Source organism: Clostridium sp. UBA7339 (assembly GCF_002470865.1).
GTDB lineage: Bacteria > Bacillota > Clostridia > Clostridiales > Clostridiaceae > Clostridium_J > Clostridium_J sulfidigenes.
In genome coordinates this window covers 156,480-178,812 of sequence record NZ_DKPI01000014.1, presented here as the reverse complement: position 1 = coordinate 178,812, position 22,333 = coordinate 156,480, and the positions used below count along the sequence as shown (strand labels likewise).

Genomic DNA, 22,333 nt, shown 5'->3' with positions numbered 1-22,333 from the left:
TTATTTTTAATTTATGTTAGATATATATCTAATTGGCATTGACAATTATCTAATATAATCATAAACTAATAATAGGAAGAAAATTTAATAATATATAAATTATGTAAGGGTGGTATAGTTATGGATTTAGCTGTAGAAAAGAAAAAAATAGGATATAAAGACATACTTATGGATAAAAATTTTTGCTTATTTATCATTGGTAATCTTATTTCAAGATTTGGGGATTCTATTGACACCATTGCCTATGGATGGATGGTATATGAAATTACAGGCAGTACTGCGTTAATGGCTTTAATTTTTGGAGTTAATGCTATTCCAACAATATTATTTCAACCTATTGCTGGTGTGTTTGTAGACTATAAAAAGAAAAAAAATGTGGTTGTCCTTTGTAATTTAGGAAGAGCCACTGTAGTAACTATCACAGCGTTAATGTTTATATTTGGCATACTTAAGCCATATCATTTATTTATATTTACTTTTATAAATTCTACCTTTGAGTCCTTTGAAGGACCAGCCGCAATAGCAGCTTATCCATTAATTATTGAAAAAGAAAAGTTTGCATATGCAAGAGCTGTACAATCTACTTTATCTAGAATTGTAGAGCTAGTAGGACTTGCTGTGGCAGCTGGAATCATTGCAGTTATTGGTATTGGTGGCGGAATGATTGTTAATGCAGTTAGTTTTTTTCTCTGCGGGATATTTATGGCTATGGTCAGATATAAAGAAGAGATTTTAAAGAAACAACAGCTAAATATGAAGGGGTACTTGGGAGATTTAAAGGATGGATTTATCTATTTAAAGACTAGTAAAATTTTGATGTCAATAACCATATTTGCCGCATTAATTAATTTATTTATGATACCTTTTAACACTTTAGGAGTTGCATATGTAAATGAAGAGTTGTTAAAGGGGCCTGAAGTAGTTGCTATGATTAGCTTTAGCTTAACTTCAGGGATGCTTATTGGTGGTGCTATATATCCTAAAATAGCAGAAAAATTTAAAGGAATTAATTTATTTATAATATCGGGGGTAATCCTAGGAACTGCATATTTATCTCTAGCATTTGTACCTATGATAGGTGTTGATTTAGTTCTTTATGGAACTATCATTTTAGTAGGCTTTTTATTTGGTGCATCTGCTAGTATATTTATGATGATAGTAAATATAACTTTTATGCAAAAAACAGAACAACAATATTTGGGAAGAGCAGCAGGAATACTTAATTCATTATGCATGGCAGCTACACCAGTAGGATCGTTAGTAGTAGGGAGTCTTTGTGTATTCTTAAGCACAGCTCAACTATTCTTAATATTCGGAATAGGTATGGTGGTATTATTCCTATGTCAACGTTATAATAAAAGCATGCAGGAAATTTAAGTGACAATCTAAATATTTGATTTAGTTATTGGAACTTACTCATCTGAAGGACGAAAGAAGGAGTTTCATATGAAATATATAGTAGAGAATAACATTAATTTAATTGAGGAAGTGAAAAATACTCTTTATTTTATAGTTAATGAAGAAAAAATATTTAACAAGCTGAAGGACAGTTTTAAAAAGTATGGCGAAGATATAGATAAATATATGAATAAGGATTTAAAAAGCTTTTTTAAATTTATCGAAAAATTTAAGACTAGAAATAAGATACCTATGGATAGACTTAAGATATTCTTTAATGATATTAGTGAAGTTCATGAAAAAACACATTGTATAGCTAGTATTTTTGTTAACAACATAACCGAGAAGGAACTAATTGAGGGACGTAGTAGAATTCGCAATTTAGATTCCATGGAACTAAAGGAACTTGCTATGAAGGAAATTCTATGTCAAGATGATTATCTTAGAGATGATTTTCCTGATAAGGATGATTTATCTAGCTTAGATGCAGAAAAAGAATTTATGCCTTATCTTATAGAAAGATGTACTTTAGACAGTGAATCTAAGTGGTGGCTTACGGTTATTTCTCAAAATCCAAAGGAGTATTTAAGCGAACTTATTGATATGATTATAAATTCTATAGATGTATTTAAGGAAGCTTTTAAGGTTATGGAAAAAGAAGTAGAAAAATTTATATATGATCTTAGAGAGTTAATTAAAGAAAACCCTAAATTTATCTCTGATTCCACAGGTATTAAAATCTTTGATCAGTGGGAAGATGATATTTATATCTTTCCAAGTATAATTAGATTTAATTCAGTATCATTTTTATCAACCATAAGCCCTGTTTTTAATAATAAAAGAAGAGAATATATGTACTTTGGATGGAAGTTTTATGAACTTTTGAGTGCTTCTGTAGGAAATGATAATGAGGAAAAAATCCTAATTGATAGATTAAAGTGTCTAAGCGATAAAAGTAAATTTAATATTATAAAGATGCTTAAGAAAAAATCTATGTTTGGGCAAGAAATTGCAGCGGCTCTTTCTCTTACTACAGCTACTGTTTCTTATCACATGAATGCTTTAATTATAGCTAAATTAGTATATATGGAAAAGGTAGATAATAAAATTTTTTATAGTGTAGATAAAGATACTATTAAGGAATTCTTAAGGGTTTTAAATAAAGAGCTGAACTAATAGCTCTTTTTTCTTTAATAATTTTACAATTTGAGATATAATTGTATAAGAAGATATTTATCTGAGTATTGTCAATATAGGTGAGTGCTATGATATAAATTAAAATTTGACATAAATAAAGTAGAATGGAGTGTATTACATGGCAGTTTTAGTAACTGGAGGAATGGGCTATATCGGTAGTCATACTACTGTTGAGCTATTAAAAGAGGGGTATGAAGTTGTTATTGTAGATAACTTAAGTAATAGTAAAGAGTTAGTAAAGGGTAGAATTAAGGCGATTACAGGAAAAGAGCCTAAATTCTATAAATATGATGTTTTAAACAAGGAAGATATGGACAAGGTTTTTAGTGAAAATACTATAGATTCAGTAATTCATTTTGCAGGCTTTAAGGCTGTGGGAGAATCTGTGGCTAAGCCCCTAGAGTACTACCACAATAACTTAACTAGCACTTTTGTACTTTTAGAATTAATGAGAAAATATGGAGTTAAAAATTTTGTATTTAGCTCATCAGCTACTGTTTATGGAGATGCAAAAATTATTCCAATTACAGAGGAAGCACCACTATCTGCTACAAATCCATATGGAAGAACAAAGCTAATGTTAGAAGAAATTTTAAGAGATTTATATAGCTCTGATAATTCATGGAATATAGCATTACTTCGTTACTTTAATCCAGTAGGGGCCCATGAAAGTGGAACTATTGGAGAAGATCCATGTGGTATTCCAAATAATTTAATGCCTTTTATTACAAAGGTTGCTATAGGTGAGCTTAAGGAGCTTAGTGTATTTGGGGATGATTATGACACACCAGATGGTACAGGAGTTAGAGATTACATTCACGTAGTAGATTTAGCTAAAGGTCACTTAAAAGCATTAGAAAAATTAAAAACTAATTCAGGTCTTGTAACTTATAATTTAGGAACAGGAAATGGATATAGTGTTCTTGATATAGTTAAGGCATTTTCAGAGGCTAGTGGAAGAGAAATTCCTTATAAAATTACTGCAAGAAGACCTGGTGATATTGCGACCTGTTATTCAGAACCAAGAAAGGCTAATGAAGAGTTAGGCTGGACAGCTGAAAAAGGCATAAAAGAAATGTGTGAAGACTCTTGGAGATGGCAAAGCCAAAATCCAAAAGGATATGAAGAGTAAAGTGAACTTTATATAAATAAATTGAAAGTGCTTGGCAAGACATCTTACATGAAATTAGTAAGATATTTTGAAAAGCACTTTTGTTTTCATTTTATCTTATAAAGTTGGTTCTTAATTTTTCTTCCTTTTTAGGTAAGGATATTCCGGCTTTTTTACCAGTCTCTATAGATTTTAATAGCCAAGCCATATTTTTACCAAGAGTTCTCATTGTTTGCATACCTTCAAGGTCTTGTTTTACCTCTTCTGGAGTATTGCCATGAACCATATTCCAATATTGTGAAGAAACTATTGGCATGTTTGATATAGTAAAGTATTTATTTAATTGGTCAAAGGTAGCAGAGGAACCACCTCTACGACAACTTACAATAGCAGCCCCAGGTTTATATTCAAATCCACTACCTGCATAGAAAAATCTATCCAAAAATGATGTAATCATACCAGAAGCACCAGCATAGTGAACTGGAGAACCAAAGATAAATCCATCAACATCCTTAGCTTTTTCTAAAGCAATATTAACAGTATCATCATTGAAAACGCATCTTTCACTACCACTTTTATAGCAGTGACCGCATCCCATACAGCCTCTAATAGGAGCCTTGCCCACATGGAATATTTCTGATTGTATATTTTCTTTTTCTAGTTCCATTGCTATTTCACATAAAGCAGTATAAGTACATCCTTTTTCATTAGGACTACCGTTTATTAATAAGACTTTCATTTTAAAATTCCCTCCAATACAATATTATCATTAATAAATAAATTATAGCATTATTCATTTTAAAGTGTATGATTTATAAAAAGTAAATTAGATTTATTATAATTAATCTTTTTAAGATTTAAAAGAGTAAAAATGTGTAAAAGTTATAGGGATATAGTTAATAATAAGGTATAATAATTATATATTGTAAAAATATACAAAAATAATTAGTCTAAGGAGTTTAGATTATGATTAAGTTAATGGATATCGAGGGAAGAAAGTTAGAATATTTAATTAAAGGAAATAGTAAGAAAACAGTAGTAATTATGCCAGGAATGGGTGGAAGTTTTTATGAATGGATAAATATTATAGATAATATATCCTTATATACAAAAGTCATTGCAATTCATAGAGCTGGTGTTGGAAATAGTGGGCTTAATAGTGAAGGTAGTAATACAATGACAACTGCAAAGGATTTAAATATATTATTAGATAACTTAAATATTAAAGAAAAAGTTATATTGGTAGGACACTCTTATGGCGGACTGTGTGTTCAACACTTTGCAAGAATGTATCCTGAGAAAGTTGATAGTGTAGTACTTGTTGAATCTGCTTCAATGAATAGAGAGGATGGATATGATAAGTTAGAAACTCCAATATCGGATGAAAGTACCTCAGATGAAGTTTACATAAAGTTATGGACAACATATTCTAAGTATAGTAAAGAACAATTAATAGAAGAGGTGAAACCTAAATTATCAGAAGTAGATTTTAAATTACCAATTAATATGAAAAGGGAACTTATGGAGTTTCATGTAAGACCAGAAATATATATAAATCAACTCTCTGAAATAAAAGACTTGAGAAGTAATGTAAAGTATATGAGTAAATATGGTAATTTTCCAGATTGTCCATTAATAGTACTAATTGAAGACCCAGTTTATTCTATAAATGAAATGATTGAAGAAGGAATACCTAAAATAGAAGCAGAAAGAATTGAAAGATTATCACAAGAACTCTCTAGTGGGTTAAAAGAGTTATCAAGTAAGAGTGATGTAAGAGTAGTTAAAAATAGTAATCACTGTATAAATGAAACTCAACCAGATGCAATTATAGATGCAATAAAAGAATTGCTATTTACAAGTTAGATATTATGTAGGAGGCAAAGCATTGGAATACATTTTAATTATATTAATATTATGGGTAATTTATAATATTACAGTTTACATTCCCGAAAAGATAAAAAAGCATGAAGAAAGAATGTTACAACATTTTCAGGAGATTAATTTACGGATGAATAAGCTTGAAGAAATGATAAAAAAGCAAAATAATAATATTATTTAGCGAGGAGTCTTAAATGGAGTGCTTATTAAGGGAATTAAGAAACCAAAAAATTTCTAATAGAATTTATGTTATTGGAATTGATGGATTAGGAGGAGCGGGTAAAAGCACAATAGTTAATTCATTAAAAGTGCAATTACAAAAGGAAAAGTATCATACTTATGTGTTGCATATTGATGACTTTATACATCCAAAACATATTAGATATGATGAGTCTAAAGAAGAATGGGATTGTTATTACAATATACAGTGGAGATATGATTATTTAGTGAAAGAAATTTTATCACCTGTAAAAAGAGGAGATAAAATATATAAATTAATAGAGTTATATGATAAAGAAAATGATGGATATATTAAACAACAAGTTTTAATAGAACGTGGTACTGTTTTGCTTTTAGAAGGGATATTTCTACAAAGAAAAGAGATAAGAAGGTATTTAGATTTTATAATTTATCTTGATGTACCACAAGAAGTTAGATTAAGTAGAGTTATAAAAAGAGATGGGTATATAGGTGGATTAAAGGATATAAAATGCAAATATGAAAGGCGTTACTTCCCAGCGGAAGAAAAATATATCTTAGATTATTCACCAATTGAAAATGCTGATTTGGTAGTAAAATAGGGAGGAGAGATGTATGAAGAGATCATTTATATTTTGGATTGTATTTTTTTAGTTATAACTAATATAGTATTCATTGGTACAACTAATTTGGTACAAAACTAAGCTGGATAACCAAGAATTTAAAGTGTATTCATTTCAGGGAGAAAACACAGATATAAGATTAACAGAAGGGTTAATTATTCTATTTCCTAACAAGCATATAGTTAGTGGCGGCAATATACAGTATATAGGAAGCAAAGAAGAACAAATTGAATCATATTCTGAAAGTATCTATTTAGATAAAGAAGGAGATAAAGATATAGTTTTATCAAAAGCAGTTTCAAATGGATGGGATAATAAAGGAACGTCTTTATCTGGTGAACTTTTGTTGAATAAAAGTATAGGAGAAATTAGTTCACAACAATTATTCAATAAAGAACAGTTGGGTCTTATTAAGAATAATCTTTATTTTAACCTTCAATATTCAACAGTTGATGGAAAAATAGAAAATTCCATAATTATGCTAAATGTAGAAGAATTCAATATGAGGGAAAATAAATAAGTATACACAGAAACAATGAAAATGTTTACTGTGGGCTTGGAGGAAATTTATAATGAATATGAACAACATTAAAGCTATTTTATTTGATTCGGGAAGAACCTTAAATGTACCTAGAACAGGACATTGGTTTATTACACCTAACTTTTTTAATATTATTAATGACACAAGCTTTCAATATACAGAAGATCAATTAAGTGAAGCAATGAATAAAGCCTGTGATCATATTAATAAAATGTTATTAGTAAAAACAGAAGAAGATGAATTTGCGATGTTCAAGGAGTTTTATGAAATAGTACTAAAAGAAATAAAGTATGCGAGTATAAATGAGGAAATAATTAATTCTTTGGCAAGTGATAATGTACATAATGATCATAAATTTTATTTTTTTGATGATGTGGAACCTGGGCTACAAAGATTAAAAGATAAATATATTTTAGGGGTTGTCTCAGATACATGGCCATCCTTAGAAAGAGTATTTATTAATAAGAGTCTAAGAAAATATTTTTCTACATTTGTTATGTCATCAATTTATGGATCCTATAAAGCTGAAAAGGTACTTTTTAAAATAGCTATTGAAGAAATCGGAGTAAAACCAGAGGAAGTAATTTTTATAGATGATAGTGAATCAAATCTTGTTGCGGCAGAAGATTTTGGTATGATTCCAATTCTAATTGATAGATATGATAGGAATGATATTGAAAGTAAGTACCCTATAATTAAATCTTTAAATGATTTAAATTAGTAGAGGGTTCTATGATTAAACTAATGGTAAGATAATATTTAACTATGGAATGGGGAGCGAAGATGAAGATATTAATAGGACAACCACTACATGAAAATGGGCTTAAGCAGATTAGTAATGAAATAATAAATAATAGGGAAGTTGATATTGTACTATATCCTGAAGGGTATTTGGCTAATGAAGAATTATTAAAGGATGTTTGTAACATTGCAAAAGAATATAGAGTGATGATTATTACGTCTTATAGAATGAATAACAAAGATAGAGCAGTAATAATCAATAATCTTGGAGAGAAAATATTAGAGAGAGCTAAAACACCACCATATGATAATGAGAAATTATATAATCCTTTAGTGGTTAATTATAATAAAATGAATATTGGTTATTTACTATGTATGGAAATTTTGAAAGGTGTTAGAGATTTACAAAGAGTTAATGAAACTATAAACTTTATTGCTCATCCAATTGGTGTAGGAATGTTTAGTGATGAACAATTTCAACAGTGGATAACAGAGGCGAAAAATATTGCTAGAATCTATAAAACCATTGTAATTGGAACAAGTCATGCAGATGGTTCATATAGAAATTGTGATATATCTATTCCTATTTCCTATTGCATAGATAGTAATGGAGAAGAAATATTTATATCTAAAGCTGATACTAGAACTCGAATTGTTGATATAGATAGAAAAAAAGTTAAGACTTTTTAATATGGACATTTTTAGTACCTTTTATAGACAGTGGTTTAACATTTAATTTTATAGGAAATGAAATTTTTAAGACTAGGATAATTGTTTTTGCAATTATTAGTCATTGTTTAACTTGTACAAGTTTCTGTACTACAGTTGAAAATATAACTGAATGCAAGGAAGAAATTGGAGGGAAGTATATGGACGTTTCACATATTGTTGAAAGAATTAATGAACTTTTTAATGTAACAAGTAAGGAAATCTTTTCTAATGAATCTGGGATTACATATCATGCAGGTAAAAAAGTTAAAAAATTAGGATACTGTGTTAACCTAACCCTTGAAACTATAGAGGAAGCAAGAATTCATGGGGTTGATATGATGGTGACACACCACGATGCATGGGATGAAATATATGGATTAAAAGAGGCATGCAGAGAAAAACTAGAAGAGTATGGTATAAGTCATTACTATAATCACTTGCCACTTGATGACTGTAACTTTGGAACAAATGATAGTCTGTTAAAAAAATTGAATTTAGAAAGTGTTAAAAGAACCCACCAATGGGAAGGATTATATTTTGGTAGAGTGGCAGAATATGATGAAGAAATTGAGTTTAATGAATTAGTAAAAAAAATTGAAAATCTACTTGAAGAACCAGTTAAATCTTGGAAGTTTAATGACGAAAAAGTGAAGCGGGTAGGTTTAGTCTGTGGTAATGGAGGGCCAACAGATTGCCTTAAGGAAGCAGTCGAAAATAAGTGTGATGTATACATTACAGGTGAATGTAATTTGTATACCATTCAATATGCTCAGTTTAAAGGGATAAATCTTATTATCGGTAGTCATACTTTCACCGAGTTCTTTGGAATTCAAAGTTTAGCATTGAAATTGAATGAGAATATAAAAGAAATTGAAATAGTGAGACTTAATGAAGAGCATTATGAAACAAATATAAAATAAGTAGGGGGAGGGTGTACTACATTAGATGTGTAAAGGAGGTATAAATCTATGTCAATTAGAACAAAAGTTATTGTCATTGAGCCTTATAATGAAAAATGGAAGTTAGAATTTGAAAGAATTAGGGACATGCTAAATTCTTATATTGGAGATTTGGTTTTATCAATTGAACATGTTGGAAGTACTTCAGTGGAAGGGCTCTCTGCAAAACCTATCATCGATATAGATGTGGTTATGGATAGTTATGATAATTTCCCTGAAATAAAGAAGAGGTTAGAAGAATCTGGATATCATCATGAAGGGAATTTAGGCATTGAAGATAGAGAGGCTTTTAGTTATGTGAAAAATAGATTTATGCCATATCACTTATATGTATGTCCTAAAGATGGTAAAGGATATTTAGAGCATATTGCATTAAGAAATCATCTTAGAACAAATAGAGATGCACGAGAGGATTATGCAGCACTGAAAACAAAGCTAGCTAAAGAATATAGATACGATGCTGATACTTACTGCGAGAGAAAGACAAAATTTATTCAGAAAATCTTAAATAAGACACTATACTCTAATAAGTCTTAGAGTTACTAATTATAAGAAATAGAGGATATGAAATGATAAGATTAGAACTAATTAAAAAAGAAGATTTATATAAAATTGTGGAATGGAATAGGAATAAATCTGCTAATGATCTATTGCAATGGGCTGGACCTTTATATGAGTATCCATTAACCCTTTCTCAAGTAGAAAAGTATTTCTTAGATGAGAAAAATAAGGAAGTGGTAGATACCTATATATATAAGATAATTTCCATTAGTACAGAAGAAATTATAGGAACAGTGGAGCTGCGTGAAATAGATAGAGAAAATAAGATTGCTAGGGTATGTAGATTTTTAATTGGAAAAGAAAAGGAAAGAGGTAGAGGTATAGGTGCTTTGGCATTAAAGGAAATCTTAAGAAGTGGATTTGAAGATAGGGAATTTGAGAAAATAACTCTTGGAGTTTTTGATTTTAATAAGGGTGCAGTTAGATGCTATGAAAAGGTTGGTTTTGTAATAGAAAAATTATTAAAGGATGTAAGAAAGGCTAAGGACGGTTATTGGAGCCTATATGAAATGTCAATTTTAAAATCTAAATGGACAAAAGAAAATAATTAAATGTTGTACCACTCTGCTACCAATATATTGAGATTACACAAATGTTATAAAAAGTGCCCAATGCTAATTAGCATTGGGCACTTTTTATCCGATGACTACCAGCTCTAATACTCCCATCTCTTTAAAGTTGGAGTAAAGAGCTGCTACGTCCCTGGATAACGATTTCTAAGTATCAAAAATACTGATACTAAGAAATCTGTTTATATGTATTTCTTCAATTATTACATAGATTTAAATAGAAAGATCTAACTAATTTAAATCAGTGTTATCTTCATCCTTTTCTTCAGTATTTAATAAACCAGCATCTAAATATTCACTTCCAAAGGAATGCATCATTTCTAGAATAGGTATGATTTCTTTACCAACTTCAGTTAAACTATATTCAACTTTAGGTGGGACTACAGGGTATACTTTTCTAGATATAAGCTTATCTTCTTCTAAACTTCTCAATTGTGAAGTTAGCATTTTTTGAGTTACCTTAGGTAACCTCTTTTTAATATCACTAAATCTCAAGGTACCATAACTTAAATACCATAAAATTAATAATTTCCATTTACCAGATAGAAGATTTTGTACCACCACCATGGGGCACGTAGAGTACTTAGTTCATTGATTCCTCATATGACATTCTTCATGTCTAGGAAATATGCATAGCAAATTCTTATCCATTATATTCACCGTCCTAATAGTATATTTATAATATTATAGTATAAAAAAGTAACTACATATAAAAAAGTCTATAACATACTCTGCATTATACCATGAATTTTATATATGTTAAATTTTAAATCCACTATTTACATTATTATAAGATTTTCTAATATTATTTATTAATATAATAGTATCATTTATGATACTATGTCACAAAAAGTATAGTTAATGAGAATAAAGTGCCTACTTCCTAGAAAGATATTTTGTGATTATAATAAAATTAAATTAAGAGATAGAAAAAATCTAAATCATTATAAGAATGAACAAGGAGGATTTAATATGAATATAAAATTACAAGAAAAATATCAACTATATATTGATGGTCAATGGAGAGAGGCTTCTGATGGAGGCGTATTGAAAACTTACAATCCTGCTACTGGAGAATTCTTAGCTGAAATAGCAGATGCTACAGAAAAAGATGTAGATGATGCAGTTAAAGCAGCTGAAAGAGCTTTCATAACTTGGGGAAAAACAACAGTTGCTGAAAGAGCAGATGTGTTAAACAAAATTGCAGATACCATTGATGACAATGCAGAGTATTTAGCTACTATTGAAACTATGGATAACGGAAAACCAATTAGAGAAACTACAGGAGCTGATATACCTCTTGCAGCAGATCACTTTAGATATTTTGCTGGAGTTATTCGTTCAGATGAGGGTAGTTCAACAATGCTTGATGAAAATACTTTAAACATAATATTAAGAGAACCAATTGGGATTGTAGGACAAATAGTACCTTGGAACTTCCCATTCTTAATGGCTGCATGGAAGCTTGCTCCAGTATTAGCAGCAGGGGATGTTTCAGTATTTAAACCATCAAGCACAACTTCATTAAGTGTACTTGAGCTTATGAGATTAATAGAGAATATAGTTCCAAAGGGTGTAATTAATATAGTTACAGGCAGAGGATCTAAAAGTGGAGAATACCTACAACATCATAAAGGCCTTAATAAATTAGCCTTCACTGGATCAACAGAAGTAGGTAGGAAAATTGGACTTTCAGCAGCTGAAAATATCATTCCTGCAACTCTAGAACTTGGAGGTAAATCTGCTAATATATTCTTTAAAGATGCAGATTTAGATATAGCTTTAGAAGGACTTCAACTAGGAATTCTGTTTAATCAAGGACAAGTTTGCTCAGCGGGATCTAGAATTTTTGTACAAGAAGATTTTTATGATGAATTTATAGAAAAAGCAGTTAAAGCTTTTGAAAAGGTTAAGGTGGGTAACCCATTAGATAATAATACTCAAATGGGAGCACAAGTAAGTGAGGCTCAACTTAATAAAATTCTTAGCTATGTAGAAATCGGTAAGAAAGAGGGAGCTAAAGTAGCTACAGGTGGAGAAAGATACACTGAAGGCGATGCTGCTAAAGGTTACTTCATGAAACCAACTCTACTTGTTGATGTTACTAATGACATGAGAGTTGCTAGAGAAGAAATCTTTGGACCTGTAGGAGTTGTTATTAAATTCAAGACAATAGATGAAGTAATTGCCATGGCAAATGATAGCGAATACGGTTTAGGTGGAGGAGTATTTACTCGAGACATTAATAAAGCTATACAAGTTGCTAGAGGTATTAGAACAGGACGTGTTTGGGTAAATACTTATAATAGTTTCCCAGCTGGAGCACCATTTGGAGGATATAAGAACTCAGGAATAGGTAGAGAAACTCATAAATCTGTCCTAGATGCTTATACTCAAATGAAGAATATTATGGTTAATTTATCTGAAAAACCAAGTGGAATGTATGTAAAATAGGTTTAATAAATATATTAAGAAGGCTATGGACTTTGATTCATAGCCTTCTTTTACCATTTCTCTTTATCCGATGACTACCAGCTCTAATACTCCTATCTTCTTAAAAATGGGAGTAAAGAGCTGCTACGTCCCTGGATAAGGATTTCTAAGCTTCAGTGGGAGTAATAACTCACCCTGAAGCAAAGAACTCTCTTTAAACTAAGGTAAAGTATGATATAATACAAAAGATAAGATTTAGCTTAATAAGTTAATAATACTTTATATAGATACTGTAGATAAGAGAGGAAGTAAAAGATGGGAAAAATATTAGTACTAGCAGAGAAACCTTCAGTAGGTAGAGACTTAGCTAAGGTTTTAAAATGCAATCAGAGTAAGGGTGCATACATAGAGGGAAGTAAGTATGTGGTAACTTGGGCACTAGGTCACTTAGTGGGACTACAAGATCCTGAGGACTATGATGCCAAATATAAAAAATGGAGCATGGAAACTTTGCCCATGATTCCAAAGCATATGAAACTTACAGTTTTAAAAAAGACCCAAAAGCAGTTTTATGAAGTAAAAAAGCAAATGCTAAGAAATGATATAGATGAGATAGTTATTGCAACAGATGCAGGAAGAGAAGGAGAGTTAGTGGCACGTTGGACAATAGAAAAGGCTGGAGTAAAAAAACCACTAAAGAGATTATGGATTTCTTCTCAGACAGATAAGGCAATTTTAGATGGATTTAAAAATTTAAAACCAGGTAAAGATTATAATAATTTATATAAGGCAGCGGTGTGTAGAGCAGAGGCAGATTGGCTTGTAGGACTTAATGTAACTCGTGCCCTTACTTGTAAATACAATGCTCAGCTTTCAGCAGGAAGAGTTCAATCTCCAACCTTAGCCATGATAGTTCAAAGGGAAGAAGATATTAAAAACTTTATTCCTAAGGATTACTATACAATTACTGCCAAGGCTAAAGAATTTTCACTACAATGGGTTGATAAGAATAATTATCAAAGCACTTTTAATGAGGAAGTAGCTAATAAAACCCTAGTTAAGGTTAGAGGTCAAGAAGCAAGTATTATAGATATAACTGAAAGCCTAAAGAAAAAGCCATCACCTGCTCTTTATGACTTAACAGAACTCCAAAGAGATGCCAACAAAATTTGGGGATATTCTGCAAAGCAGACCCTTTCTATAATGCAAAGACTTTATGAAAATCATAAGATATTAACTTATCCAAGAACGGATTCAAGATATATAACTACAGATATAGTAGCTACACTTCCAGAGAGATTAAGAGCTATATCTATAGGAGTATATAGAGCAGCAGCTACAAATATACTAAAGGGTAAGATTACTCCAAGCAAGAGCTTTGTAGATAATAGTAAGGTATCAGATCACCATGCCATAATTCCTACAGAGCAAAGTCCTAATATGTCTAACTTAAGTTCAGAGGAAAGAAATATTTATGATTTAGTAGTTAAGAGATTTTTAAGTGTTATGATGCCACCTTTTGAATATTTACAAACTAATATAGCGACAGAAATAGCTGGAGAGAAGTTTGTAGCTAAAGGAAAAGTTATAAAATCTAAAGGATGGAAAGCACTATATGATAGAGAAGATATGGAGGATTCTAGCGAAGAAGATGGGTTAAAGGATCAAGTACTTCCAAAGCTGAATATTGGAGATAAATTAAAGATAAACTCTGTAGATATAAATAAAGGTAAAACTAAGCCACCGGCAAGATTTAACGAGGGAACATTACTTTCTGCTATGGAAAATCCACATAAATATATTAATGTTTCAAAGGATGCAGCAAAGACCTTAAATGCAACTGGTGGATTAGGCACTGTAGCTACAAGAGCAGATATTATAGAAAAATTATTTAACTCATTTTCTATAGAAAAAAGAGGTAAGGAAATAGTTCCAACATCTAAGGGGAAACAACTTATAGAATTAGTTCCAAGTGATCTTAAGTCACCACTTTTAACAGCTAAGTGGGAAAGTCAGCTAGAGGATATTAGTAAAGGCAAGGAAGATGCCATGGACTTCATTGTAGAGATGAGAAGATATTCAAGAGCTCTAGTTGAAGATGTTAAAGTCAATGGTAATAAGTTTGTTCATGAAAATGTCACAGGTGCAAAATGCCCTAAGTGCGGAAAATACATGTTAGAGGTTAAGACTAAAACTGGAGTTATGAATGTGTGCCAAGATAGAGAATGTGGTCACAGAGAAGGTGTTAGTAGAACTACCAATGCTCGTTGTCCAGAATGTAAGAAAAAACTTACCATTAAAGGACACGGAGAAGGTCAAATCTATGTATGCCCAGGGGCAAACTGTAACTTTAGAGAAAAGGCATCCCAATTTAATAAGAGATTCGAAAAAGGTGGAAAAGTTGATAAGAGGGATGTTAATAACTATATGAAGAAAATGAAAAAAGAAGCAGAACAAGAAGCAGCTAATGATAATCCATTTGCAGCTCTTGGAGATCTATTCAAGAAGTAAGGAGAAATAACTATGAATGGAACTAAAAGATCAGATATAAAAATAGGCTCAAAGGTCTTAGTAGTAAAGAAGGAAGATCAACGCACTGGAAAATTGACAGAGGGAATAGTTACAAGGTTATTAACTAATTCTTCAGTACATCCAAGAGGTATTAAGGTAATGCTTGAGGGGGGAGTAGTTGGTAGAGTTCAAAAAATTAGATAGAAATGCATTAGGATAGTCATCAAATTTTTAATTTTTGAATATAATTATATTTTTAAAAGAAATTAAAACAGGTTTTAGATTTGTATTTACGAATCTAAAACCTGTTTTTTATAGGAGAAAGTGAAATAAAATTTTATTTCATCATTATAATAAATGTTGCTTTAAGATATAATTTTAAAGTACGATAATTATAGTGGTATGTAAATATATTATTATTTGCAATAGGAAAAGAGGATATGATGAGAAAATTTAAATTACTGTGCGTAACACTAATATTTTTGATAATTACAAACATAGCTATGACGATGATAGCGTTTTCAGATACTGATAGCAAGATAATTAAAGTAGGTTATTATGATTATCCTTCTTTCATTGAAAAAGATAAAGATGGACTTTTTTCAGGGTACGGAGTAGAGTATCTTGAGGAAATATCAAAATATACTAATTGGAATTATGAATATGTATATTATACATGGCCAGAACTATTAGACAAGCTATCTAAAGGAGAGATAGATTTGTTATGTGGGGCTCAGTACACCGAGGATAGAAGCGAGATATATGACTATGTAGAATATTCAAATGGAATAGAACTTACAACTATGTATGTTTCAAGTAAAAATAACAGTGTATTTTATGAAGATTTTGAAGCATTCAATGGCTTGAAAATAGGATTTTTAAAGGAAAGTTTTCAAAATACAGTCTTTGAAGGTTATGCAAAACAAAATAATTTCTCTTATGAAAAAGTATATTATGATTTTGAAGAAGAAATGATAGCGGATATGGAATTAGGTAATGTGGATGCTATAGTTTTAGGAAGCATTTCAAATCAGAATAGTGGTAGATTAGTTGCCAAATGCGATATTCACCCTTTTTATTATATAACGCAAAAGGGTAATAATGATATCACTAATGAACTTAATGAAGCATTAAGGAAGATAAAACTAGATGATTTAAATTTTGATATGAAATTACGAGAAAAATATTATGGTAATAGTATTTTAAATCAACAACCATTACTTACTCCAAGAGAGGTTGACTTTATAAAAAGAAAACCGGTGTTAAAAGTGGCTTATAAAGATTATTTAAGTCCTATAGAATATAGGAATAGTAAGGGTGACTTCTCTGGAATAGTAAGAGATATGTTAGAAGAAATCTCTAGAAAAATAGGTATAGAATTTGAATATGTACAGGTAAAAAATACGGAAGAAGCTATAAAATTAATGGCAAATGGAAAAGTAGATTTAATAGCTAGTGAATCTAGTATTGAAAAAAATACACATTCTAGAGACATTATATTAACTAACCCATATATATCCTTACCTTTAGTTATAGTTGGAAAAGGAGAAGAATATATAAAAACAGAGAATGTGGATATAGCTATACCTAATGATATGAAAATCAACAAAGAAGCTTTTAAAAATAAATTTGGACAATACAACATTGAGTATTACAATGATTATATTAGTTGTATTAATGCAGTTAAATCGGGAAAAGTAGATATAACAGTATTAGACAGCTACACAGCCAATATTGCTATTAGCAGTATAAAAGATAATAATTTAAAATCAATGAATATTGGGAATTTAAGTTATAATATATCAATTGGAGTAAATCCTAATATAGATTCATTAGTAATACCTATACTTAATAAGGCTATTAATGTTATAGATGAAAAAACTAGAGTAGATATTATTATGAAAAATGTAGTACAAGAATCTATTCCAATAAATTTAAAGGTAGTACTAGTTAAATATAGATTAGAAATTATTATTTTTATATCTTTATTAGTAATAATATCTCTTTTGATATTTTTTTATGTAAAACAACGAAGAACAAAGTATTATGAAAAAATGGCATTTACAGATCCACTTACAGGTCTATGGAATGCTAATAAGTTTAAAGTTAGAGCTAAAAAGATACTTGAGACTAATAAAGGAAAATCCTATGCGCTTATATACAGTGACATAGATAAATTTAAGTTTATAAATGATAATTTAGGATATGAAGAAGGAGATAAAATTATTTGTGCAATATCCAATAAATTATACAACTCAATGGGGGAAAATGAAATTTTTGCAAGAGTATCTGCAGATAATTTTTTAATACTTGTAGAATACACAAATAAAAAAGAATTAATTGATAGGTTAACAAAATTTGAAAATATTTTTAGACAATTAGAAAAAGTTTTTGCAAAAAATTATAGGTTAATAGTTGTAAGTGGGATCTATATATTTAATTCTAATGATATAGAGGTTGAAGATATTATCAATAAAGCTAATATAGCACGTAAATCAGTTAAAGGTTCTCATACAAATAAAATTGCCTTTTATGATAAGTGTTTTGAAAATAAAATTATTGAGGAATTAGAAATAGAAAATAAAATGTATAAGGCTCTTATAAATAGAGAATATAAGGTTTATTATCAACCTAAATATGATTTAAATACAGAGAAAATTGTAGGTGCTGAGGCCTTAGTTAGGTGGCAGGATCCTGAGAAAGGGTTAATTCCTCCAGTGAAATTTATACCTTTGTTTGAGAAAAATGGGTTTATAGTAAATTTAGATATGTATGTTTATAAAAGTGTATTGCAGTGTTTAAGAGAAAGATTAGATAATGGAGAAAGTGTAGTTCCAATATCATTAAATGTTTCTAGATTTCATGTTAATAATCCCAATATAGTCAAGGATATTAATGAGTTAGTTAAAAGCTATAACATAGATCCTAAATTGGTAGAGTTTGAATTAACGGAAAGTGCTTTTATGAAAAATGCTGATAGGCTTATAGAAAAAATGATAGGTTTAAAAAAGGTAGGATTTAAAATCTCTGTTGATGATTTTGGATCTGGATTCTCATCATTAAATCTTTTAAAGGAGTTTCCAGCTAATACCTTAAAGATAGATAAAGCATTTTTAGATGAAACAACTAATTCACAGAGGAGTAAAGATATTGTTAAAAGTATAGTTGATATGGCGAAAAATATTAATATGGAAGTAATTTGTGAAGGGGTAGAAACGCGAGAACAGGCTGATTTCTTAAAAGAGATAGGATGTGAAATGGCCCAAGGATATTTATTTGCAAAACCTATGCCTAGGGAAGATTTTGAAGAACTATTAAATGTAAATTATATATAGGATGAATATATAATTTATAAGTTGATATATCATAAAGAGTTTTGATATATTGGCTTTTAATTTGATTTGGTAACCAATGTTACCGAAATTATAAAGATATTAATATAAACTCATAGATGTAGAGATTAATAAAATATAATCTGCTTATAAAGGTTAATATAAATTAAGCAGGTTAAAATATATTTAACTAAAGGATTATGATTTACAATTATATTGAAACTAGCGTTATAAAGTAATTTCAATATAGAAGATAAACATGATTTGAGTTTTAAAATTATTTAAATGTAGGAGGAGAAAATATGAGTTTATATCTTGGAAAAGTACATTATTGGTTATTTAACAAAATATTATGGTTTGAAGGATTAGAGGAAGAAATAATTAATCTAGCTAAGGAAGAGGGACTAGATGTATCTTCATTAGCTAAGGAGATTAATGAAAATCATGGAGAAAAACTGCCAAATCTTCCTTTAGAAGATATGATAGATACAAGTAATATCCATGGGTGGCTACAAGGGAAAATACATTCAGCAGAGGGAAGAATGGCAGCTTGGACAACTAAATTACTAAATAGTAATGAAAAAGTTAAGGCTAAATTAGAAAATATTTATATTCATCAAGGAATGAAAGCTGCTAAGGAAGTTAAAGAAAAGTTAGACCCAGCAAGTAATGCTATGGATATATATGATAGAATAAATGACTATATATTAGATGGAATGCCATGTGATAGAGTGAATGAGGTTCTAGTGTCTACAGAATATATGGTACAGTGGAGTAGAAGAATTTGTGTTCATAAGGACATATGGAATAGAGAATCTGGAGATGTTTCTTATTTCTATAGCTTAAGAGGACTATGGATTAAGGCCTTTGTTAATGAAGTTAATGGTAACTATGAATATGAGGAATTAGGAGATGGAACTCAAATCATTAAAAGAAAGTAGGAGGAGAAAAGATGAATGCTATAGATTTAATGATGGAAGAGCATAAGTATATTAAACGTATGCTTACTGTAGTTAGAAAAGCTACTTACAAATCTCTAGAAGAAAAGAATGTAAATTATGAAGATTTCTATAAGATGATAGATTTCATTAGAAATTATGCAGATGCACATCACCATAAAAAAGAAGAAGTAATTCTTTTTAATAAGATGGTGGAGGAGCTTGGACTTATTGCAGAGAAGACTGTGAAATATGGTATGCTTGTAGAACATGATTTAGGAAGACTTTATATTACAGGACTAAGTGAAGCACTTGAAAATTTAAAATCAGGTAATAAAGAAGCTATATTAGATATTATTGCTAATGCCATTTCTTATACTCATCTTTTAGAAAGGCATATAGACAAAGAAGATAATGTAATATATAAATTTGCTACTAGAGAATTAAAGCAAGAAATCATTGAAAAGGTAAATGCAGAGTGTGTTGAATTTGAAGATGCAAATACTGAAGTTATGAAAAAATATACTTCAATATTAGAGGAGTTAGAGAAAAAATATCTTTAATAATCGGAATAATGAACTTTGAGTACATGAGAGTTTGTGCTTAAAGTTCATTTTATTTATTTTTATTAATATCTAAATTTTATTTGCATATTAAAATATATATTCTTTTGAATTTTGGTAACGAATGTTACCGAATATTGTTTTGTACTTTAGTATACTTTAACTTGTGAAAAGCAATAATAACAATTTAATAGGAGATGAGAAATTTATGTCAATGTTTTGTTATCAATGTCAAGAGACAGCAGGATGTAAAGGCTGTACTATAAAGGGTGTTTGTGGTAAAGATGAGCAAGTTGCAAAGGCTCAAGATTTATTAGTATATGTAACTAAAGGATTAGCTATTGTAAGTAATGAAGGAAGAAAAGTAAATGTTACTGATAGTGTAGTAGATAAATATATTACAGAAAATTTATTTATTACTATTACTAATGCTAACTTCCATAGAGATGCTATTTTAAATAGAGTAAAAGAAACTTTAAAATTAAGAGAAACTTTAAAAAGAAAAGTTGTTAGTGCTGGTGGACAAGTTGGAGAAGTAAAAATAACTGGAGGCTTCTTTAAAAAGATATTTGGTCTACAAAAGAAAGAAATAGTAATGGCAGATGCAGTAGCTTGGACAGCAGATAATACTATAGAATTTGATGCTAAAGCTGAAAAAGTTGGAGTGCTTGCTACAGAAAATGAAGATATTAGAAGTCTAAGAGAACTTATAACTTATGGATTAAAAGGATTATCAGCATATATGAAGCATGCTATGAACCTAAAATATAATGAGAAAGAAATTCATGGATTTATGGCTAAGGCATTAGCTGCAACTTTAGATGATAGTTTAACTGTTGATGATTTAGTAGCACTTGCATTAGAAGCAGGAAAATATGGAATAGATGGTATGGCATTATTAGATAAAGCCAATACTGAAACCTATGGGCATCCAGAAATAACAACTGTAGATATTGGAGTTAGAAAAAATCCAGGAATATTAATTTCAGGACATGACTTAAAGGATCTAGAGATGTTGTTAGAGCAGACAGAAGGAACAGGGGTAGATGTTTATACTCATGGTGAAATGCTTGCTGGACAATACTATCCTAAGTTTAAAAAATATAAACATTTTGCAGGAAACTATGGAAATGCATGGTGGAAGCAAAAGGAAGAGTTTGAAAAGTTCAATGGTCCAATTCTTATGACTACAAACTGTATAGTAATTCCAGATAAGTCTTATAAGAATAGATTATTTACAACTGGTGCAACTGGAATGCCAGGATGTGCACATATAGAAGCTAATAGAGATGGCATAAAAGATTTTTCTAAGATTATAGAAATGGCTAAAAAGTGTAAAGCACCTACAGAGATAGAAAAAGGACAAATAGTTGGAGGATTTGCTCACAATCAAGTATTAGCTTTGGCTGATAAGGTTGTGGAGGCTGTTAAAACTGGAGCTATAAAAAGATTCTTTGTTATGGCTGGTTGTGATGGAAGAGCCAAATCAAGAAATTACTATACTGAATTTGCTGAAAAACTACCAAAGGATACAGTTATCTTAACAGCAGGTTGTGCAAAGTATAAGTATAATAAATTAAACCTAGGAGATATTGGAGGAATCCCAAGAGTTCTAGATGCAGGACAATGTAATGATTCTTATTCATTAGTTGTTATAGCTCTAAAACTTAAAGAAGTCTTTGGGCTTGATGATGTAAACGCCCTACCAATATCATATAATATTGCATGGTATGAGCAAAAAGCAGTAATAGTATTATTATCACTATTATACTTAGGAGTTAAAAATATTCATCTAGGACCAACATTACCAGCATTCTTATCACCAAATGTTGCTAAAGTTCTTGTAGATAACTTTGGTATTGGTGGAATAACTAATGTAGAAGATGATATGAAAATGTTCATGGAAAGCTAGAATTACAAGTAATGAAGTATTCAAAGGTAAATGGAGTTTACCTTTGAATACTTTTTTTATAAAAATTTTCTATTCTGTAACCTATGTTACCGAATATAGCAGAGTGTTTTAGTATACTTTAACTTGTAAGAGATACTAATAATTTTAAATTATT

21 protein-coding genes are annotated in these 22,333 nt (G+C 29.9%); 19 read left to right on the top strand and 2 right to left on the bottom strand.

Annotated elements, in window-relative coordinates:
- Window positions 1–120 precede the first annotated feature (120 nt).
- The 3 genes from B2S02_RS14990 (at window position 121) to galE (ending at window position 3,727) form a co-directional block, all read left to right on the top strand.
- Complete coding sequence (locus B2S02_RS14990; protein ID WP_346892884.1) at window positions 121–1,377, top strand: MFS transporter; 1,257 nt, start codon at window positions 121–123, stop codon at window positions 1,375–1,377.
- 69 nt (window positions 1,378–1,446) lie between these two features.
- Window positions 1,447–2,574: an ArsR/SmtB family transcription factor gene (locus B2S02_RS14985; protein ID WP_346920979.1), complete on the top strand. Its 1,128-nt coding sequence runs from the start codon at window positions 1,447–1,449 to the stop codon at window positions 2,572–2,574.
- 139 nt (window positions 2,575–2,713) lie between these two features.
- On the top strand, window positions 2,714–3,727 hold the full coding sequence (gene galE, locus B2S02_RS14980) for a UDP-glucose 4-epimerase GalE (RefSeq protein WP_346848881.1): 1,014 nt from the start codon (window positions 2,714–2,716) through the stop codon (window positions 3,725–3,727).
- Between the two features lie 91 nt (window positions 3,728–3,818).
- Here the strand turns inward: galE and B2S02_RS14975 are convergent, their stop codons facing one another.
- Window positions 3,819–4,445 (bottom strand): flavodoxin family protein, encoded by a 627-nt coding sequence (locus B2S02_RS14975; RefSeq protein ID WP_346877885.1) that lies wholly within the window; start codon window positions 4,443–4,445, stop codon window positions 3,819–3,821.
- A 227-nt stretch (window positions 4,446–4,672) separates the two neighbouring features.
- Between B2S02_RS14975 and B2S02_RS14970 the strand changes: the two genes are divergently transcribed.
- From B2S02_RS14970 to B2S02_RS14930, 9 genes are all read left to right on the top strand, one after another.
- Entirely contained in the window at window positions 4,673–5,572 is a 900-nt protein-coding gene (locus B2S02_RS14970) for an alpha/beta hydrolase (RefSeq protein ID WP_346878350.1), read from the top strand.
- Window positions 5,573–5,594: 22 nt separating this feature from the next.
- Window positions 5,595–5,768 carry a hypothetical protein gene (locus B2S02_RS14965; protein WP_346877883.1) on the top strand — a complete coding sequence of 58 codons (174 nt, stop codon included), beginning with the start codon at window positions 5,595–5,597 and terminating at the stop codon, window positions 5,766–5,768.
- Window positions 5,769–5,781: 13 nt separating this feature from the next.
- Window positions 5,782–6,387: an adenylyl-sulfate kinase gene (locus tag B2S02_RS14960; protein ID WP_346920978.1), complete on the top strand. Its 606-nt coding sequence runs from the start codon at window positions 5,782–5,784 to the stop codon at window positions 6,385–6,387.
- 124 nt (window positions 6,388–6,511) lie between these two features.
- A complete protein-coding gene (locus tag B2S02_RS14955; protein WP_346879693.1) occupies window positions 6,512–6,928 on the top strand; it encodes a hypothetical protein in 417 nt (138 codons plus the stop codon).
- Window positions 6,929–6,980: 52 nt separating this feature from the next.
- A complete protein-coding gene (locus B2S02_RS14950; protein WP_346920977.1) occupies window positions 6,981–7,670 on the top strand; it encodes an HAD-IA family hydrolase in 690 nt (229 codons plus the stop codon).
- 62 nt (window positions 7,671–7,732) lie between these two features.
- A complete protein-coding gene (locus B2S02_RS14945) occupies window positions 7,733–8,380 on the top strand; it encodes a hypothetical protein (protein ID WP_346848888.1) in 648 nt (215 codons plus the stop codon).
- Between the two features lie 179 nt (window positions 8,381–8,559).
- Window positions 8,560–9,321, top strand: coding sequence for a Nif3-like dinuclear metal center hexameric protein (locus tag B2S02_RS14940; RefSeq protein ID WP_346920976.1), 762 nt, complete (start codon window positions 8,560–8,562; stop codon window positions 9,319–9,321).
- Window positions 9,322–9,369: 48 nt separating this feature from the next.
- The gene (locus B2S02_RS14935) at window positions 9,370–9,897 is read left to right on the top strand and encodes a GrpB family protein (RefSeq protein ID WP_346877877.1); all 528 of its coding nucleotides are present in this window, start codon (window positions 9,370–9,372) and stop codon (window positions 9,895–9,897) included.
- Window positions 9,898–9,929: 32 nt separating this feature from the next.
- Window positions 9,930–10,472 carry a GNAT family protein gene (locus B2S02_RS14930; RefSeq protein ID WP_346848890.1) on the top strand — a complete coding sequence of 181 codons (543 nt, stop codon included), beginning with the start codon at window positions 9,930–9,932 and terminating at the stop codon, window positions 10,470–10,472.
- A gap of 249 nt (window positions 10,473–10,721) precedes the next feature.
- On the opposite strand, the gene B2S02_RS14925 is transcribed toward B2S02_RS14930, so the two are convergent.
- Complete coding sequence (locus B2S02_RS14925) at window positions 10,722–11,057, bottom strand: winged helix-turn-helix transcriptional regulator (RefSeq protein ID WP_150842901.1); 336 nt, start codon at window positions 11,055–11,057, stop codon at window positions 10,722–10,724.
- A gap of 405 nt (window positions 11,058–11,462) precedes the next feature.
- On the opposite strand from B2S02_RS14925, the gene B2S02_RS14920 reads away from it, so the two are divergent.
- From B2S02_RS14920 to hcp, 7 genes are all read left to right on the top strand, one after another.
- Window positions 11,463–12,944, top strand: coding sequence for an aldehyde dehydrogenase family protein (locus B2S02_RS14920; protein WP_346848891.1), 1,482 nt, complete (start codon window positions 11,463–11,465; stop codon window positions 12,942–12,944).
- 294 nt (window positions 12,945–13,238) lie between these two features.
- Window positions 13,239–15,434: a DNA topoisomerase III gene (locus tag B2S02_RS14915; RefSeq protein WP_346848892.1), complete on the top strand. Its 2,196-nt coding sequence runs from the start codon at window positions 13,239–13,241 to the stop codon at window positions 15,432–15,434.
- A 12-nt stretch (window positions 15,435–15,446) separates the two neighbouring features.
- A complete protein-coding gene (locus B2S02_RS14910; RefSeq protein WP_346848893.1) occupies window positions 15,447–15,638 on the top strand; it encodes a YwbE family protein in 192 nt (63 codons plus the stop codon).
- Between the two features lie 239 nt (window positions 15,639–15,877).
- The gene (locus tag B2S02_RS14905; RefSeq protein WP_346920975.1) at window positions 15,878–18,769 is read left to right on the top strand and encodes an EAL domain-containing protein; all 2,892 of its coding nucleotides are present in this window, start codon (window positions 15,878–15,880) and stop codon (window positions 18,767–18,769) included.
- A gap of 299 nt (window positions 18,770–19,068) precedes the next feature.
- Window positions 19,069–19,707 (top strand): hypothetical protein, encoded by a 639-nt coding sequence (locus tag B2S02_RS14900; RefSeq protein WP_346848895.1) that lies wholly within the window; start codon window positions 19,069–19,071, stop codon window positions 19,705–19,707.
- A gap of 11 nt (window positions 19,708–19,718) precedes the next feature.
- Entirely contained in the window at window positions 19,719–20,267 is a 549-nt protein-coding gene (locus tag B2S02_RS14895) for a hemerythrin domain-containing protein (protein ID WP_346848896.1), read from the top strand.
- 208 nt (window positions 20,268–20,475) lie between these two features.
- Window positions 20,476–22,179 carry a hydroxylamine reductase gene (hcp, locus tag B2S02_RS14890; protein ID WP_346920974.1) on the top strand — a complete coding sequence of 568 codons (1,704 nt, stop codon included), beginning with the start codon at window positions 20,476–20,478 and terminating at the stop codon, window positions 22,177–22,179.
- Window positions 22,180–22,333: the final 154 nt, after the last annotated feature.